The sequence below is a fragment of the Agromyces aureus genome, from assembly GCF_001660485.1.
GTDB lineage: Bacteria > Actinomycetota > Actinomycetes > Actinomycetales > Microbacteriaceae > Agromyces > Agromyces aureus.
The window spans coordinates 2213787-2229819 of the sequence record NZ_CP013979.1 but is presented as its reverse complement, the minus strand read 5'-3'; the positions used below and the strand labels follow the sequence as shown (position 1 = coordinate 2229819).

Sequence of the window (16033 nt, the reverse complement as noted above, 5' to 3'; positions counted from 1 at the left end):
GGATGCCTCGAAGCCGAACGCTCCGGCGGGTCGCCCTGCGACTCGCCGGAGCGGTGTTCGTGCTCTGGGCCGTCGCGACCCTGACCTTCTTCGCGGTCCACCTCGTGCCGGGCGACCCCGCGCAGGCGATCCTCGGCGGCCCCGGATCCCAGGCGTCGCAGGAGGCCCTCGACCGGGTGCGCGCCGACTACGGGCTCGACCAGCCGCTCGCGGTGCAGTACCTGGCGATGCTCGCCCGGCTCGCGACCCTCGACCTCGGCGACTCGTACGCGCTGAAGACCCCGGTCGCCGAGCTGATCGGCGGGCAACTCCTCGGCACGCTGACCCTCGCGCTGCTGGCGCTCGCGGTCGCTTGGGGGTTCGCCATCGGCCTCGCACTCTGGTCGACGTCGGCCGGGCGCATCGGGCGCGCGATCGCCGCGGGCATCGAGCTGACCGCGGCCGCCCTCCCCCACTTCTGGCTCGCGACCGTGCTCATCGCCGTGTTCTCGACCTCGCTCGGCTGGCTGCCTCCGGTCGCGAACGACTCCGCCTCGGGTCTCGTGCTGCCGGTGCTCACCCTGGCCGTGCCGCTCGCCGGGTTCCTCGCGCAGCTCATGCGCGAGCAGATGCTCGAGGCCCTCGAGCAGCCGTTCACGACCTCCGCGCTCGCGCGTGGAGAGACCGCCGCCGGTATCCGGCTCCGCCACGCCCTGCGGCACGCCGCCCTGCCCGCCGTGAACCTGTCGGGTTGGGCGATCGGGTACCTCATCTCTGGAGCGGTCGTCGTCGAGACGATCTTCGCCAGGCCGGGCCTCGGGCGCACGCTGCTGCGGGCGACCGAACTGCGCGACGTGCCGGTCGTGATCGGCGTCGTGCTCGTCGTAGCGGTGGTGTATGTGGCGATGACCGTGCTGACCGACCTCGTCTCACGCGCGGTCGACCCGCGCATCGCCCTCGAGGAACGTGCATGAGCGACCTCGAACTCTCCAATCGCGCCGTGCAGGGGCGCGCACTGCCCCGGCCGCCGCGCGCGGGCACCGTCCTGGCACTCGCCTTCGTCGCCTTCCTCGGCGTCGCCACCATCGCTCCCGGGCTGCTGCAGACCGCCGACCCGCTCGCGATCGCACCCCGCGAGGCGTTCGAACCGCCCTCGGCCTCGCATTGGTTCGGCACCGACGAGTCGGGGCGCGATGTCTACAGCCGCGTGATCGAGGGCACCGCGACGTCGCTGCTCATCGGCGTCAGCGCGACCGCCATCGGACTCGCGCTCGGCCTGCTGCTCGGCGGGCTCGCGGGACTCGGCGGTCGCGTGCTCGACTTCGTCGTCGGCCGCGTCAACGAAGTGCTGTTCGCATTCCCCGGCATCCTGCTCGCGCTGCTCATCATCGTGCTCTGGGGGCCGGGACCCGTGACCGCGACGATCGCCGTCGGGCTGTCGACGGCCCCCGGGTACGCGCGCATCATCCGCGGCGAGCTCGTGACCGTGCGCTCGTCGGGGTACGTCGAGGCCGCGCGCGTGCTCGGTCACGGCCGCGCGCGCGTCCTGGTGCGGCACATCCTGCCCAACGCCCTCGCGCCCATCGTCGTGCTCGCCACGCTCGGCATCGGCCAGGCCGTGGTGTGGGCGTCGGCGCTCAGTTACCTCGGCCTCGGCGCGCAGCCGCCGGCGCCCGAGTGGGGTGCGATGCTCTCGGCGGGCCGCACGTACATCACGACGGCCTGGTGGCTCACCGTGTTCCCCGGCCTCATGATCGTGCTCACGACCATCACGACCACGGTGCTCGGCCGCGCGCTCGCCGCGAGGGACGGGGCCCGCCCATGACCGCCCCGGTGCTCGAGGTCCGTGGGCTCTCGGTGAGCTTCGGCGGCGCCGGGCGAGATGCGCGCGGCGCCGTGGAGGTCGTGCACGGCGTCGACCTCACCGTCGAGGCCGGCACGTGCGTCGCGATCGTCGGCGAGTCGGGGTCGGGCAAGTCCGTCACGGCGCGCGCGCTGCTGGGCCTCGCCGGCGGGGGCGCGCGAGTGCGGGCCGATCGCCTCATCGTCGCCGGCTCCGACCGCCGCGACGCGAGCGAGCGCGAGTGGCGTCGAACGCGCGGCGTCGGCGTCGGGCTCGTGCTGCAGGATGCGCTCGTGTCGCTCGATCCGCTGCGGTCGATCGGCCGCGAGATCGGCGATCCGCTCCGCATCCATCGACGGATGTCGCACGCCGCCGCCCGCGCCAGGGCGATCGAACTGCTCGAACTCGTCGGCATGCCGCATCCCACGATCACCGTCGACCGGCGTTCGGGCGAGCTCTCAGGCGGAATGCGCCAACGGGCGTTGATCGCCTCCGCGCTCGCCCTCGACCCGCCGCTGCTCATCGCCGACGAACCGACGACCGCGCTCGACGTCGGCGTGCAGGCCCGCGTGCTCGCACTGCTCGACGAGGCCCGGTCCCGCGGCACCGGCGTGCTGCTCATCAGTCACGACCTCGCCGTCGTCTCACGCATCGCCGACACGGTGATCGTGCTCGACGACGGCGTCGTGGTCGAGCACGGGCCGACGGCCGAGATCCTCGGCGCGCCGCGGCATCCGGTCACGCGCGCCCTGATCGAGGCTGTGCCGACCGAGGTGCCGCGCGGGGTGCGGCTCGTCGTTCGGGATCGCCCGCTCGACCCCGAGGCTGCGACGACCGCATCGCAGGCGGACTCATCCTCGCCCGGGCCGGATGCACCGCGAGATCCCGCGCAGGCCCTTCCGCCGGTGCCGGCCCTCGAGGGCCTCGCCCTCTTGAAGTCGTTCCCCGCAGGCGCGGGCACCACGCATGCGGTGCAGGACGTCTCGTTCCGCGTCGACGCGGGCCGAACCCTCGGCCTCGTCGGCGAATCGGGTTCGGGCAAGACCACCCTCGCGCGCCTGGCCCTCGGTCTCGTCGTGCCCGACGCCGGCGAGGTGCGGCTCGGCGGGGAGCCCTGGTCCCCGCTGCCCGAACGCGACCGTCGCAGCCGACGGGCACGCGTCGGCGCCGTCTACCAGGACGCGTTCGGCTCGTTCGACCCCCGCTGGAGTGTGCGACGGATCCTCGGAGACGCCCTCGCCGCCGCGGAACGCGAGGCGTCGGATGCCGCGGTCACGGCCCTGCTCGACCAGGTGCACGTGCCGGCCGACGCCGCGCCGCGGCATCCGCTCGCCCTCTCGGGAGGCCAGCGCCAGCGCGTGGCCATCGCCCGCGCCCTGGCCGGGTCCCCCGACGTGCTCGTGTGCGACGAACCCGTCTCGGCACTCGACGCGACCGTGCAGGCGCGCGTGCTCGACCTGTTCGACGAGATCCAGCGCGAGCACGGCCTCGCGATGCTCTTCATCTCGCACGACCTCGGCGTGATCCGCCACATGAGCGACACCGTGGCGGTCATGCGAGGCGGCCGCATCGTCGAGCAGGGCGACGCCGAGCGCGTGTTCACCGCGCCGGAGCAGGAGGTCACCGCGGCGCTGATCAGGGACTCGCCGCGGCTCGTGCGCGGCGATGGGTCGGCCGGGTTCCGCTAGGCTTGAGCGTTCTCACATTCAGGCACCTCACCATTGACTCGGTGCCGCCGATATCGAACCGGAGCATCATGACCGACACGTCGCGCATTCCCGACAAGCCCGCCCTCGAAGGGCTCGAAACGGACTGGGCCGACGCATGGGAGCGCGACGGGGTCTACGACTTCCCCCGCGCAGATGCCACCCGCGAGACGATCTACTCGATCGACACGCCTCCGCCCACGGCCTCCGGTTCGCTGCACATCGGCCACGTGTTCTCGTACACGCACACCGACGTCATGGCGCGATTCCAGCGCATGCGCGGCCGCCACGTGTTCTACCCGATGGGCTGGGACGACAACGGCCTGCCCACCGAGCGCCGTGTGCAGAACTACTACGGCGTGCGCTGCGACCCCACCCTCCCCTACGAGGCCGGCTTCGTGCCGCCGTTCGAGGGCGGCGACGGCAAGTCGACCAAGGCGGCGGACCAGAAGCCCATCAGCCGCCGCAACTTCATCGAGCTGTGCGAGCGCCTCACGGTCGAAGACGAGAAGCAGTTCGAGGCGCTCTGGCGCACGCTCGGCCTCTCGGTCGACTGGAAGCAGAGCTACCGCACCATCGCCGACGAGGCGATCTTCACCTCGCAGCTCGCCTTCGTGCGCAACGTCGAGCGCGGCGAGGCCTACCAGGCGCTCGCGCCCACCCTGTGGGACGTCACGTTCCGCACGGCCGTCGCCCAGGCCGAGCTCGAAGACCGCGAGCAGCCCGGCCACTACCACCGCGTGTCGTTCCACCGTCCCGACGGCGGCACGATCGAGATCGAGACGAGCCGCCCCGAGCTCATCGCGGCGTGCGTCGCCCTCGTCGCGCACCCCGACGACGAGCGCTACCAGCCGCTCTTCGGCACGACCGTCACGAGCCCCGTGTTCGGCGTCGAGGTGCCCGTGCTCGCGCACCACCTCGCCCAGAAGGACAAGGGCACCGGCATCGCCATGATCTGCACCTTCGGCGACGTCACCGACGTCGTCTGGTGGCGCGAACTCGACCTGCCGAACCGCGCGATCATGGGCTTCGACGGCCGCATCGTCGCCGACGCCCCCGACGCCATCACGAGCGAAGCCGGCCGCGCCGCGTTCGCCGAGATCGCCGGCAAGACCGCGTTCTCGGCCAAGCAGGCCGTCGTCGACCTGCTTCGCGCCTCGGGCGACCTGCTCGGCGAGCCGAAGGCGATCACCCACCCCGTGAAGTTCTTCGAGAAGGGCGACCGCCCGCTCGAGATCGTCTCCACGCGCCAGTGGTACATCAGCAACGGGGCCCGCGACGCCGGCCTCAAGGAACGCCTGCTCGAGCACGGCCGCGGCATCGACTGGCACCCCGACTTCATGCGCGTGCGCTACGAGAACTGGGTCGGCGGCCTCTCGGGCGACTGGCTCGTGTCGCGCCAGCGCTTCTTCGGCGTGCCGATCCCGGTGTGGTACCCCCTCGACGAGGCCGGCGACCCGAAGTTCGACGAGCCCATCGTCGCCACGCGCGACCTCCTGCCCGTCGACCCGTCGTCGGCGCCCGCGCCCGGTTTCGACGAGGCCCAGCGCGGCGCACCCGGCGGCTTCATCGGCGAGCACGACGTCATGGACACGTGGGCGACCTCGTCGCTGACCCCTCAGCTCGCGGGCGGCTGGGAGCGCGACCCCGAGCTCTTCGACCTCGTCTACCCGTACTCGCTGCGTCCGCAGGGCCAGGACATCATCCGCACCTGGCTGTTCAGCTCCACGCTCCGCGCCGAGCTCGAGCACGGCTCGGCTCCTTGGGCGAACGCGGCGATCTCGGGCTTCATCGTCGACCCCGACCGCAAGAAGATGTCGAAGTCGAAGGGCAACGTCGTGACCCCGGCGGGCCTGCTCGAACAGCACGGCTCCGACGCGGTGCGCTACTGGGCCGCGTCCTCGCGCCTCGGCACCGATGCGTCGTTCGACCCGCAGAACCCGACGCAGGTGAAGATCGGCCGACGCCTCGCCATCAAGGTGCTGAACGCCGCGAAGTTCATCCTCGGATTCGAGGGCGCAGCGGATGCCGCCGTCACCGAGCCCGTCGATCGCAGCATGCTCGCCGAGCTCGCCGAGGTCGTCGCGAAGGCCACGAAGTCGCTCGAGTCCTACGACCACGCGCGTGCGCTCGAGCTCTCCGAGACCTTCTTCTGGACGTTCTGCGACGACTACCTCGAGCTCGTGAAGGAGCGCGCCTACGGCGAGCCCAGCGCCGAGCAGGCGTCCGCCGTCGCCGCACTCAAGACCGCGCTCTCGGTGCTGCTGCGCCTCTTCGCGCCCGTGATCCCGTTCGCGACCGAAGAGGTCTGGAGCTGGTCCAACGAGGGCTCGGTGCACCACGCGGCCTGGCCGACGCCCGACGAGCTCGCCGCCCGCGGCGAAGCCGGAACCGAGCTGCTCGTGGTCTCGAGTCTCGCGCTGACCGGCATCCGTCGTGCGAAGACCGCCGCGAAGGCATCGCAGAAGACACCCGTCACCCGTGCGGTCATCGCCGCACCCGCAGCGACCGTGGCTCTGCTCACGGCCGTCGCATCGGACCTGCGTGCGGTGGGGCGCATCGCAGAGCTCTCGTTCGTCGAAGGCGACGACTTCGAGGTCCGCGACATCGAACTTGAAACGCCCGAGGCTTAGGGGGGCCCATGACACACGAGATCCGACCTTCCACCGAAGAGGACTTCTTCGGCTGGCTGCCATTGTTCGAGGCGTACTGCCGGTTCTACGAGACCGAGCTCGACGACGCCAAGGCGCTCATCGTCTGGAACTGGATCCGCGATGAGCACGACCCGCTGCAGGCGGCGTTCGCGGTCGACGATGAGGGCAAGCCCGTCGGGCTCGTGCACTACCGCGTGGTTCCCGACAGCCTGTCGGCCACGAAGGGCATGTACCTCGACGACCTGTACGTCGCCGACGAGGCACGCGGTTCGGGGCTCGGCCGTTCGCTGATCGAGTACGTGCACGCCCGTGCCGCCGAGATCGGCTCGGCCGGGGTCTCGTGGATCACCGCGGCCGACAACGAGTACGCGCAGCGCATCTACGACGAGGTCGCGACCCGAACGAGTTGGGTCACCTACGAGATGCACGCCTGATGCAGCTCGGAACCCGGTGGGCGTTCGGCGCGCAGCCGCCGGTCTCGGTACCGGCGGAACTGCGCGAGCAGATCGCCGCGCTCGAGGCCGCGCGAGCGGATGCCGCGGGCCACTGGACGCTGACCTGGCTCGAGGGGCGACCGATCGCCGAACTCGACGACGGCACCCGGGTCACGCTCGCGGGCGTGATCGAGCCGCACAGCGACGAGGCCGACACCGACGAGTGGTGAGCTGATCGGCTCAGCCGCGCGCGATGATCACGTCTTGCGGCCCTGCGTTGTGGGCCAGGTGTGCGAGCGCAGGGGTCCGCCGGGGGCCGGTGGCGTTCATCCTCGGACGCCCTGCCGGTAGGGTCGCCTGATGGATGCCGTCACGAACCCGCTGATCGAACCGAGCCCGCTCCCCTACGCGCTCCCGCTGTTCGGCCTCATCCGTGCCGAGCACTACGCGGAGGCGCTCGAGCAGGCGATGGCCGGCCAGCGGCGCGACATCGAGGCGATCGCGAGCGATCCGGCCGAGCCGACGTTCCAGAACACGATGCTGCCGCTCGAGCGGTCGGCGCTCGCGCTCGACCGGGTGCTCGCGGTCTTCGAGAACGCGAGCTCGGCCGACACCGACGAGGAACTCGAGGCGCTCGACGCCCGATTCGCTCCCCTGCTGGCGGCCCACCGCGACGCCATCAGCCTCGATCAACGGCTGTTCGCCCGCATCCGGCAGATCTTCGACCGTCGAGACGAGCTCGATCTCGCACCCGACGAGCGATATCTCGTCGAGCGCGCGCATCACGAGGCGCTGCTCGCGGGAACGGCGCTCGACGACGTCAGCAGGGCGCGGCTCGGCGAGGTGAACGAACGCCTGTCGGTGCTCACGACCGCGTTCCAGCAGCACCTGCTCGCCGATACGAACGACCTCGCGCTCCACGTGACCGATGAGCTGCGCCTCGCGGGCCTCGACGCGGGCGCGATCTCGGCCGCACGTGCGTCCGCCGAGGCGCGCGGCCTCGATGGTTGGCTCCTGACGCTCGTGCTGCCGACCGGGCAGCCTGCGCTCGCCTCGCTCACCGACGACGCGACCCGCGACGACCTGCTCGCCGCCTCGCGTGCCCGAGGCATTCGCGGCGGATCACACGATACGCGGGAGACCCTCCTCGAGATCGTCCGGCTGCGCGCCGAGCGTGCCGGCCTGCTCGGGTTCGCCTCGCACGCCGCGGCCGTGACCGCCGGGCAGACGGCCGGCAGCCCGGAGGCGGTCGCCGCCCTCCTCTCCGAACTCACCGCGCCCGCGATGCGCAACGTCGAGCGCGAACGCGACGAGCTCGCCGCGCTGGCGGTGAGCATCGGAGCCCGGTCGGTCGAGGCATCCGACTGGGCGCTGCTCGCCGAGCACGTCTCGGCCGAGCGCGACGCCCTCGACCCGGCGGAGGTGCGTCGGTACCTCGAGTTCGAACGCGTGCTCGTCGACGGGGTGTTCCATGCGGCGGCACTGCTCTACGGGTTGCGTTTCGCCTCCCGCCCCGACCTCATCGGCTACCACCCCGACACGCGCGTCTACGAGGTCTTCGAGGAGGACGGCGCGCAGGTCGGGCTCTACCTGCTCGACCCCTACACGCGCGACTCCAAGCGCGGCGGCGCCTGGATGAGTTCCCTCGTCGAGCAATCCGAGCTCACGGGCCTGCTGCCGGTCGTGGTCAACAACCTGAACATCCCGAAGCCCGCCGAGGGCGAGCCGACGCTGCTCACGTTCGACGAGGCCGGCACGCTCTTCCACGAGTTCGGGCACGCGTTGCACGGGCTCCTCGCGCGAACGCGGTTCCCGTCGCAGTCCGGCACCCGGGTGTTCCGCGACTTCGTCGAGTTGCCGAGCCAGGTGAACGAGCTGTGGCTCATCCGCCCCGAGATCCTCGCGAACTTCGCCGTGCACCACGAGACGGGCGAGCGGATGCCGCAGCACCTCGCCGAACGGCTGCAGGCGACCGCGGGTGTCGAGTCGGGCTTCTCCACCGCCGAGTACCTCGCCGCGGCCGCGCTCGACCAGGCGTGGCATGGGCTGCGGCCCGGATCCGCGGTCGACGACGTGGCGGCGTTCGAGGCCGAGGCACTCGCGACGGCGGGCCTCGCGCATCCGCTCGTGCCGCCGCGCTACGCGAGCACGTACTTCGCGCACGTGTTCGCGGGCGGGTACGACGCGGGCTACTACTCGTACATCTGGAGCGAGGTGCCCGGCGCCGACATCATGGCGTGGTTCGAAGCCAACGGTGGTGCGACCCGCGAGAACGGCGACCGGTTCCGGCGCGAGATCCTGGCACCGGGTGGCTCCCGTGATCCGCGGGAGTCGATCAGGGCGCTGCTCGGACGCGACGTGTCGATCGCCCCGCTGCTGGCTCGCCGTGGGCTCGGCTGAGGGGTCGAGCAACTCGGGGGCCGGACCCCGCTGCAACGGCGGATGCCCCGTGCAGGCGAGCTGCACGGGGCATCCGTGAATCGAGTGGCGAAGCGCCTCAGATGGCGAAGCCGAGCGCGCGCATCATGTCGCGCCCGTCGTCGGTGATGCGCTCGGGGCCCCACGGCGGCATCCACACCCAGTTGATGCGGAACGCCTCGACGACCCCGTCGAGCGCCTCGGCGGTCTGCTCCTCGAGCACGTCGGTGAGCGGGCAGCCGGCGCTCGTGAGCGTCATATGGATGATCAGCGCGTTGTTCTCGTCATCCCAGCCGAGGTCGTAGATGAGGCCGAGGTCGACGACGTTGACGCCGAGTTCGGGGTCGACGACGTCCTTCAGCGCCTCTTGAACCTCGTCGTAGCGCTCTGGTGCGAGTGAGGTGGCCATGATCGGGATTCTACCTGTGCCTACTCGGCCGCCGACTCGGCGACCTGGTACCGGTCGTAGCCCTCTTCTTCGAGTCGGTCGGCGAGCTCGGGGCCGCCCTGCTCGGCGATGCGACCCGCGACGAACACGTGCACGAAGTCGGGCTTGATGTAGCGCAGGATGCGCGTGTAGTGGGTGATCAGCAGCACGCCGAGGCCGGTGTTGGCCTTCGCGCGGTTGACGCCCTCGGAGACGATCTTCAGCGCGTCGACGTCGAGGCCGGAGTCGGTCTCGTCGAGCACCGCGAACTTCGGCTTGAGCAGCTCGAGCTGGAGGATCTCATTGCGCTTCTTCTCGCCGCCCGAGAAGCCCTCGTTGACGTTGCGCTCGGCGAACGCCTTGTCCATCTTGAGGTTCTTCATCGACTCGCGGACGTCCTTGACCCACGTGCGCACCGACGGGGCTTCGCCGTCGATCGCGGTCTTCGCGGTGCGGAGGAAGTTCGTGACGGTCACGCCGGGGATCTCGACCGGGTACTGCATCGCGAGGAACAGGCCGACGCGCGCACGCTCGTCGACGCTCATCTCGAGCACGTTCTCGCCGTCGAGCAGGATCTCGCCCTCGACGACGTTGTACTTGGGGTGGCCGGCGATCGTGTAGGCCAGCGTCGACTTGCCGGAGCCGTTCGGGCCCATGATGGCGTGGATCTCGCCCTCGTTGATGACGAGGTCGACGCCGCGGAGGATCTCGCGGGTTCCCTGGTCGGTCTCGACGTTGACATGCAGGTTCTTGATCTCGAGCACGGACATGGTGTTGAGGATTCTCTTTCGTTGATCGGCCGCACGGGCCGGAAACTGATTCAGACGGCCAGGGTGACCGCGGGGTCGATGTGCACGTCGCCGTCGGTGATCTGCACCTGGTAGACGGGCACGGGTTCGTAGGCGGGGAGCGTGAGCGGCTTGCCGGTCTTCAGCGAGAACTTCGACCCGTGCGCCCAGCACTCCAAGGTGTCGTCCTCGACGAAGCCCTCGGAGAGGGAGATGTCGCCGTGCGTGCAGACGTCGCCGATGGCGAACACGTCGCCCGCGGAGTCCTTGACGACCGCGATGGGCACGCCCTCGAGCACGAAGCGCGAGGCCTCGTTCTCAGCGAGGTCGGCCACCGAGCAGACTCGAACGGATGCCACGTCAGCGCCCTTCCAGCTCAGCCTCGAGTGCGGCGATGAGCCGCTCCTCGAGCTCGGCCGAGCCGATCTTCTGGACGATCTCGGTGAGGAAGCCGCGCACGACGAGTCGGCGCGCCTCGGCCTCGGTGATGCCGCGGGCCATCAGGTAGAACAGCTGCTCGTCGTCGAAGCGACCGGTGGCACTCGCGTGTCCGGCGCCCTCGATGTCGCCCGTCTCGATCTCGAGGTTCGGCACCGAGTCGGCGCGCGTTCCGTCGGTGAGCACGAGGTTGCGGTTCTGCTCGTAGCTGTCGGTGCCCGGTGCGGTCTGTGCGATCAGCACGTCGCCGACCCAGACGGTGCGCGCGCCCGCGCCCTGCAGTGCACCCTTGTAGGTCACGCGGCTGCGGGTGTGCGGTGCGTCGTGGTGCACGAAGACCTGCTGCTCGAGGTGCTGTCCGGCGTCGGCGAAGTAGAGGCCGAGGGCCTCGATGTCGGCGCCCTGCTCGGCGAGGTGGGTCGACGGGTTGACGCGCACGACCTTGCCGCCGAGCGAGACGACGATGTGCTTGAGGAACGCGTCGCGGCCGATGCGGGCGAAGTGGCTGCCGAGGTGCACCGCCTCGTCGCCCCACTCCTGGAGCGAGACGACCGTGAGGGAGGCGCCCTCGCCGACGACGATCTCGACGTTCTCGGAGAGGCGGGCTTCGCCTTCGCCGGCGAGCACGACGAGGCCGCGGCTGTTCGGCGCGATCTCGATCACGGTGTGGGCTGCGCGCGGCGCATCGCCGAGGCCGGTGCGGGTGATGACCGCGACCTTCTCGTCGTCGCCGGTCACGCGCACGAGCAGGGCCTCGTCGAACGAGCTCCAGGCGTTGGCCGATGCGCGCTCCTCGGGGATGCCGGCGCGGCCGATGCGGTCGTCGCCGCGCGGGATCCAGGAGAGCTCGACGCCCTCGACGGGCTCGGCGGCGAGGCCGAGACGGCTGCCGTCGAGCTCACCGCCGGTGAGGTCGGCGAAGGCGGCGACGGGTGAGAGCTTCCACTCGCGTTCGCGGCCGTGCACGGGGTCGAAGTCCTCGACGTTCACCGAGCGGAAGCGCTCGGAGCGCGTCTGCACGGGCACGAAGGCGCCGTCGGAGTGCGCGACGAGGCCGTGCTGTCCTTCGGTGGCCGAATGCGATGATCCCGGTGCGGTGCTGGTCATCTGGGCGGTCACTACTAGCCCACCGATCCTTCCATGCCCATCTCGATGAGCTTGTTGAGTTCCATCGCGTACTCCATGGGGAGTTCGCGGGCGATCGGCTCGATGAACCCGCGCACGATCATCGACATGGCCTCGGTCTCGTCGATGCCGCGGCTCATCAGGTAGAAGAGCTGCTCCTCGCTGACCTTCGAGACGGTCGCCTCGTGGCCGAGCTTCACGTCGTCGACGCGGATGTCGATCGCGGGGTACGTGTCGGACCGCGAGATCGTGTCGACGAGCAGCGCGTCGCAGACGACGCTGTTCGCCGAGTGGTGCGCGTTGGCGTCGATGCGGACCTCGCCGCGGTAGCCGGCGCGGCCGCCGCCGCGGGCGATCGACTTCGAGACGATCGACGACTGCGTGTACGGCGCCATGTGGATCATCTTCGCGCCGGCGTCCTGGTGCTGGCCGGGGCCGGCGAAGGCGACCGAGAGCGTCTCGCCCTTGGCGTGCTCGCCCATGAGGAAGATCGACGGGTACTTCATCGTGACCTTCGAGCCGATGTTGCCGTCGACCCACTCCATCGTGGCGCCTTCGGCCGCGGTGGCACGCTTCGTGACGAGGTTGTAGACGTTGTTCGACCAGTTCTGGATCGTCGTGTAGCGAACGCGCGCGTTCTTCTTCACGATGATCTCGACGACGGCCGAGTGCAGCGAGTCCGACTTGTAGATCGGCGCCGTGCAGCCCTCGATGTAGTGCACGTAGCTGCCCTCGTCGGCGATGATCAGCGTTCGCTCGAACTGGCCCATGTTCTCGGTGTTGATGCGGAAGTAGGCCTGCAGCGGGATCTCGACGTGAACGCCGGGCGGCACGTAGACGAACGAGCCGCCCGACCACACGGCCGTGTTCAGCGCGGCGAACTTGTTGTCGCCGGCCGGGATCACGGTGCCGAAGTACTCCTCGAAGAACTCGGGGTGCTCCTTCAGTGCGGTGTCGGTGTCCATGAAGATGACGCCCTGGCGCTCGAGCTCTTCGTTGATCTGGTGGTAGACCACCTCGGACTCGTACTGCGCGGCGACGCCGGCGACGAGCCGCTGGCGCTCGGCCTCGGGGATGCCGAGCTTCTCGTAGGTGTTCTTGATGTCGTCGGGCAGGTCTTCCCAGGTCTGGGCCTGCTTCTCGGTCGAGCGCACGAAGTACTTGATGTTGTCGAAGTCGATCTCCGAGAGATCGGCGCCCCAGGTCGGCATGGGCTTGCGCTCGAAGAGTTGCAGGGCGCGCTGGCGGCGCTGCAGCATCCACTCGGGTTCGCTCTTCAGCGCGGAGATGTCGGCGACGACCTCCGGCGAGATGCCGCGTCGGGCGGATGCCCCGGCGGCGTCGGAGTCGGACCAGCCGAACTCGTACGTGCCGAGTCCTTCCAGTTCCGGGCGATCGATCAGTACGTCCGTCATGCTCTCCCTCTTCTCCTCCCGTGCAACCGGCTATCAGGCCGGCCCATCGCCTCTCGTGAGTCGAGGCGCTCGTGGAGATGGTGATGATGTGCGGGTGGCGTCTATGCAAACCTAAGATGGTCGGGTACCGCATCGCGCGTTCTCGCGCGCCTCGCGGGATTCCCCAACCACCCAAGTCTATAGGGTCGCGCCGCGCACTGGTCCGTACTCCCAGTGCCGTCACAGGCCGACCCGGAGCAGGACTCCCAGCGTGAACCGCTTCACCGCGTGGCTCCCCCAGCACGTCGACCGCCGCATCCGCATCTTCGCGTGGCTCTCCTTCATCGCCCAGACGATGATCATCGCCACGGGCGGTGCCGTGCGCCTGACCGGCTCGGGCCTCGGCTGCCCGACCTGGCCGACGTGCACGCCGGGTTCCCTCGTGCCGACCGAGGAGCTCACGTACCACTCGCTCATCGAGTTCGGCAACCGGCTCATGACGGGCGTGGTGGGCATCGTCGCGTTGATCCTCTTCGTGCTCGTGTGGCGCCTCCGCGCCGAACGTCCCGACCTGTTCACTCTCTCGTTCATCGTCGGCGCCGGCATCATCGCGCAGGCCCTCGTCGGCGGCATCACGGTGTGGACCGGCCTGAATCCGTTCATCGTCGGGTTCCACTACGTGACCTCGCTCACCCTCGTCTGCGTCGCCGCGGCCTTCCTGGTGCGCATGGATGCCTCCCCGGGGCCGCGCGAACGCGCCGTGCCCGGCTGGTACCTCGGCCTCGCCCACGCGACGAGCGCCGTGCTCGCGATCTCGATCCTCTTCGGCATCCTCACCACCGGCGCGGGCCCGCACTCGGGCGACGCGGAGGCGGGGCGCAACGGGTTCGACGCCGAGGTGCTCGAGCACATCCACGCGTGGCCCGGATACGCGATGTTCGCGCTGACCATCGCGCTCGTGATCGGCGCCTGGATCAAGAAGCTCCCGACGCTCCGCTGGGCGCTCGTGCTGCTCGGCGTCGAGCTCGTGCAGATCCTCATCGGCCTCTACCAGGCGCGCAACGGCCTCCCGCCGCTCGCCGTGGGCGTGCACATGGTGCTCGCCGCGCTCCTCGCCGCCACGATGACCGTCGTGATCCTGCACCTCAGGCGCCCGGTGGCGACGGATGCCGCGGCGACCGACTCCCCGGTCGAGGCGGCAGCGCGCTGATGCTCGTCCGCCATCGTGGCCGCGAGCCGTTCATCTCGCCCGATGCCACGGTGGCGCCCGGGGCGGTGATCTCCGGCGACGTCGTCGTCGAGGCCGGCGCGCGCATCCTGCACGGCGCCGTGCTCACCGGCGAGGACGGCCAAGTGCGCATCGGCGCCGAGACCGTCGTGCTCGAGCATGCCGTCATCCGCGGCCGCGCGGGGCATCCGGCGATCGTCGGCGCTCACGTCATGATCGGCCCGCACGCCCACGTCAACGGCGCGACGATCGGCGACGAGGCCTTCATCGCGACCGGTGCCGCGGTGTTCCCCGGCGGCGTCGTCGGAGCTGGCGCCGAGGTGCGCGTGAACGCCGTCGTGCACGTGAACACCACGCTCGACCCCGCGGCCGTGGTCCCGATCGGGTGGGTCGCCGTCGGCACGCCGGCGCAGTTGTTCAGTCCCGACCGGCACGACGAGATCTGGGCGGTGCAGCGCACGCTCGACTTTCCGGGCACCGTCTACGGCGTCACGCGCGACGACGGCCCGGCCGAGATCCTACGCCGGCAGTCGGCGTTCTACGCCGCCCACGACGACGACGTGATCCTCGACGAGCGACAGTGACGCGACATCCGCACGCCCGACGACGAGGCCTGCAGACCACGTGGCCTGCCGGCTAGAAGGGCAGCAGCGGGTCGATGCCGACCGCGAGGAAGACCAGCGTGAGGTACGCGATCGAGCCGTGGAACACCCGCATCGGCGAGACCTGCACGTGGCGGATCGCCAGGTTGTACAGGCGGTGCGTCTCGTAGATGAACCAGGCACCCGTGACGAGCGCGACGCTCGAGTAGAGCAGGCCCATGCCGGCCACCGGGATGAGCAGCAACGTGCAGGCGACGGTCGCCCACGCGTACAGGATGACCTGCAGTCCGACCTGGGCGCGCCCGCGCACCACGGCGAGCATCGGCACGCCGGCGGCCGCGTAGTCGTCCTTGTACTTCATCGAGAGCGGCCAGTAGTGCGGCGGCGTCCAGAGGAAGATGATCAGGAACAGGATGAACGGCGGCCAGCTCAGGTCGCCGGTGACCGCGGCCCAGCCGATGAGCACGGGCATGCAGCCCGCGATGCCGCCCCAGACGATGTTCTGCGCCGTGCGGCGCTTCAGGATCAGGCTGTAGAAGACGACGTACAGCAGGATGGCGGCGAGCGAGAGCGCCGCGGCGACCCAGTTCGTGAACAGGCCGAGCCAGATGATCGACGCGAGGCCGAGGCCGTAGGCGAACACGAGGGCCTCGCGGTCGGTCAGTTCGCCGGTGACCAGCGGGCGGCCCTGCGTGCGCTTCATGACGCGATCGATGTCGCGGTCGATGTAGCAGTTGAACGCACCGGCCGACCCGGCGCTCATGGCGCCGCCGATCAGCGTCGCGACCATGAGCCAGAGGCTCGGCAGCCCGTTCTGGGCGAGGATCATCGTCGGCGCCGTGACCACGAGCAGCAGCTCGATCACGCGCGGCTTCGTGAGCGCGAGGTACGCCGAGAGCTTGCGCTTCAGGGTCGGCTCGGTCGTCGCTTGCCGCGTCTCAACTGCTGCCTGCATCGCTCCTCTTCCGCGCGGGCGCGACGAACACGACGCGGCCCA

General features: G+C 70.3%; 15 protein-coding genes. 9 read left to right on the top strand and 6 right to left on the bottom strand.

Going from position 1 to position 16033, the window contains the following annotated elements; translation table 11 throughout:
• The first annotated feature begins 2 nt into the window (after positions 1–2).
• From ATC03_RS09835 to ATC03_RS09805, 7 genes are all read left to right on the top strand, one after another.
• Entirely contained in the window at positions 3–953 is a 951-nt protein-coding gene (locus ATC03_RS09835; RefSeq protein ID WP_067876264.1) for an ABC transporter permease, read from the top strand.
• Positions 950–1804, top strand: coding sequence for an ABC transporter permease (locus ATC03_RS09830; RefSeq protein WP_067876262.1), 855 nt, complete (start codon positions 950–952; stop codon positions 1802–1804). The genes ATC03_RS09835 and ATC03_RS09830 overlap by 4 nt, the downstream gene beginning before the upstream one ends.
• Positions 1801–3510: an ATP-binding cassette domain-containing protein gene (locus tag ATC03_RS09825; protein WP_067876259.1), complete on the top strand. Its 1710-nt coding sequence runs from the start codon at positions 1801–1803 to the stop codon at positions 3508–3510. Before ATC03_RS09830 ends, ATC03_RS09825 begins: the two co-directional genes overlap by 4 nt.
• A 68-nt stretch (positions 3511–3578) precedes the next feature.
• Complete coding sequence (gene valS, locus ATC03_RS09820; protein ID WP_067876256.1) at positions 3579–6161, top strand: valine--tRNA ligase; 2583 nt, start codon at positions 3579–3581, stop codon at positions 6159–6161.
• A gap of 8 nt (positions 6162–6169) precedes the next feature.
• The gene (locus tag ATC03_RS09815; RefSeq protein ID WP_067876253.1) at positions 6170–6616 is read left to right on the top strand and encodes a GNAT family N-acetyltransferase; all 447 of its coding nucleotides are present in this window, start codon (positions 6170–6172) and stop codon (positions 6614–6616) included.
• Complete coding sequence (locus tag ATC03_RS09810; protein WP_067876250.1) at positions 6616–6846, top strand: hypothetical protein; 231 nt, start codon at positions 6616–6618, stop codon at positions 6844–6846. The genes ATC03_RS09815 and ATC03_RS09810 overlap by 1 nt, the downstream gene beginning before the upstream one ends.
• Positions 6847–6976: 130 nt before the next feature.
• Positions 6977–9016: a M3 family metallopeptidase gene (locus tag ATC03_RS09805; RefSeq protein ID WP_067876247.1), complete on the top strand. Its 2040-nt coding sequence runs from the start codon at positions 6977–6979 to the stop codon at positions 9014–9016.
• Between the two features lie 97 nt (positions 9017–9113).
• Here ATC03_RS09805 and ATC03_RS09800 read toward each other — a convergent pair whose 3' ends face one another.
• The 5 genes from ATC03_RS09800 to sufB are packed head-to-tail and all read right to left on the bottom strand — an operon-like array spanning position 9114 to position 13227.
• Positions 9114–9443: a metal-sulfur cluster assembly factor gene (locus ATC03_RS09800; protein ID WP_067876244.1), complete on the bottom strand. Its 330-nt coding sequence runs from the start codon at positions 9441–9443 to the stop codon at positions 9114–9116.
• Between the two features lie 20 nt (positions 9444–9463).
• Positions 9464–10231 carry a Fe-S cluster assembly ATPase SufC gene (sufC, locus tag ATC03_RS09795; protein WP_067876241.1) on the bottom strand — a complete coding sequence of 256 codons (768 nt, stop codon included), beginning with the start codon at positions 10229–10231 and terminating at the stop codon, positions 9464–9466.
• Positions 10232–10281: 50 nt separating this feature from the next.
• Positions 10282–10608, bottom strand: a complete 327-nt coding sequence (locus tag ATC03_RS09790) for a non-heme iron oxygenase ferredoxin subunit (RefSeq protein ID WP_067876237.1) — start codon at positions 10606–10608, stop codon at positions 10282–10284.
• Position 10609: 1 nt separating this feature from the next.
• A complete protein-coding gene (gene sufD, locus ATC03_RS09785) occupies positions 10610–11794 on the bottom strand; it encodes a Fe-S cluster assembly protein SufD (RefSeq protein WP_074401151.1) in 1185 nt (394 codons plus the stop codon).
• 14 nt (positions 11795–11808) lie between these two features.
• Positions 11809–13227 (bottom strand): Fe-S cluster assembly protein SufB, encoded by a 1419-nt coding sequence (gene sufB / locus ATC03_RS09780; RefSeq protein ID WP_067876234.1) that lies wholly within the window; start codon positions 13225–13227, stop codon positions 11809–11811.
• A 250-nt stretch (positions 13228–13477) separates the two neighbouring features.
• On the opposite strand from sufB, the gene ATC03_RS09775 reads away from it, so the two are divergent.
• Both ATC03_RS09775 and ATC03_RS09770 read left to right on the top strand, forming a co-directional pair.
• A complete protein-coding gene (locus ATC03_RS09775) occupies positions 13478–14416 on the top strand; it encodes a COX15/CtaA family protein (protein ID WP_067876231.1) in 939 nt (312 codons plus the stop codon).
• Positions 14416–15018, top strand: coding sequence for a gamma carbonic anhydrase family protein (locus tag ATC03_RS09770; RefSeq protein WP_067876229.1), 603 nt, complete (start codon positions 14416–14418; stop codon positions 15016–15018). The genes ATC03_RS09775 and ATC03_RS09770 overlap by 1 nt, the downstream gene beginning before the upstream one ends.
• Before the next feature lie 52 nt (positions 15019–15070).
• Here ATC03_RS09770 and ATC03_RS09765 read toward each other — a convergent pair whose 3' ends face one another.
• Complete coding sequence (locus ATC03_RS09765; RefSeq protein ID WP_067876226.1) at positions 15071–15991, bottom strand: heme o synthase; 921 nt, start codon at positions 15989–15991, stop codon at positions 15071–15073.
• Positions 15992–16033 lie beyond the last annotated feature (42 nt).

Excerpts from the sequence above, each read along its gene's own strand:
- sufB (WP_067876234.1), bottom strand. The coding sequence starts at position 13,227 with ATGACGGACGTACTGATCGATCGCCCGGAACTGGAAGGACTCGGCACG.
- sufD (WP_074401151.1), bottom strand. The coding sequence starts at position 11,794 with ATGACCAGCACCGCACCGGGATCATCGCATTCGGCCACCGAAGGACAG.
- ATC03_RS09765 (WP_067876226.1), bottom strand. The coding sequence starts at position 15,991 with ATGCAGGCAGCAGTTGAGACGCGGCAAGCGACGACCGAGCCGACCCTG.
- ATC03_RS09805 (WP_067876247.1), top strand. The coding sequence starts at position 6,977 with ATGGATGCCGTCACGAACCCGCTGATCGAACCGAGCCCGCTCCCCTAC.
- ATC03_RS09815 (WP_067876253.1), top strand. The coding sequence starts at position 6,170 with ATGACACACGAGATCCGACCTTCCACCGAAGAGGACTTCTTCGGCTGG.
- valS (WP_067876256.1), top strand. The coding sequence starts at position 3,579 with ATGACCGACACGTCGCGCATTCCCGACAAGCCCGCCCTCGAAGGGCTC.
- ATC03_RS09835 (WP_067876264.1), top strand. The coding sequence starts at position 3 with ATGCCTCGAAGCCGAACGCTCCGGCGGGTCGCCCTGCGACTCGCCGGA.
- ATC03_RS09825 (WP_067876259.1), top strand. The coding sequence starts at position 1,801 with ATGACCGCCCCGGTGCTCGAGGTCCGTGGGCTCTCGGTGAGCTTCGGC.
- ATC03_RS09830 (WP_067876262.1), top strand. The coding sequence starts at position 950 with ATGAGCGACCTCGAACTCTCCAATCGCGCCGTGCAGGGGCGCGCACTG.
- sufC (WP_067876241.1), bottom strand. The coding sequence starts at position 10,231 with ATGTCCGTGCTCGAGATCAAGAACCTGCATGTCAACGTCGAGACCGAC.
- ATC03_RS09800 (WP_067876244.1), bottom strand. The coding sequence starts at position 9,443 with ATGGCCACCTCACTCGCACCAGAGCGCTACGACGAGGTTCAAGAGGCG.
- ATC03_RS09770 (WP_067876229.1), top strand. The coding sequence starts at position 14,416 with ATGCTCGTCCGCCATCGTGGCCGCGAGCCGTTCATCTCGCCCGATGCC.
- ATC03_RS09810 (WP_067876250.1), top strand. The coding sequence starts at position 6,616 with ATGCAGCTCGGAACCCGGTGGGCGTTCGGCGCGCAGCCGCCGGTCTCG.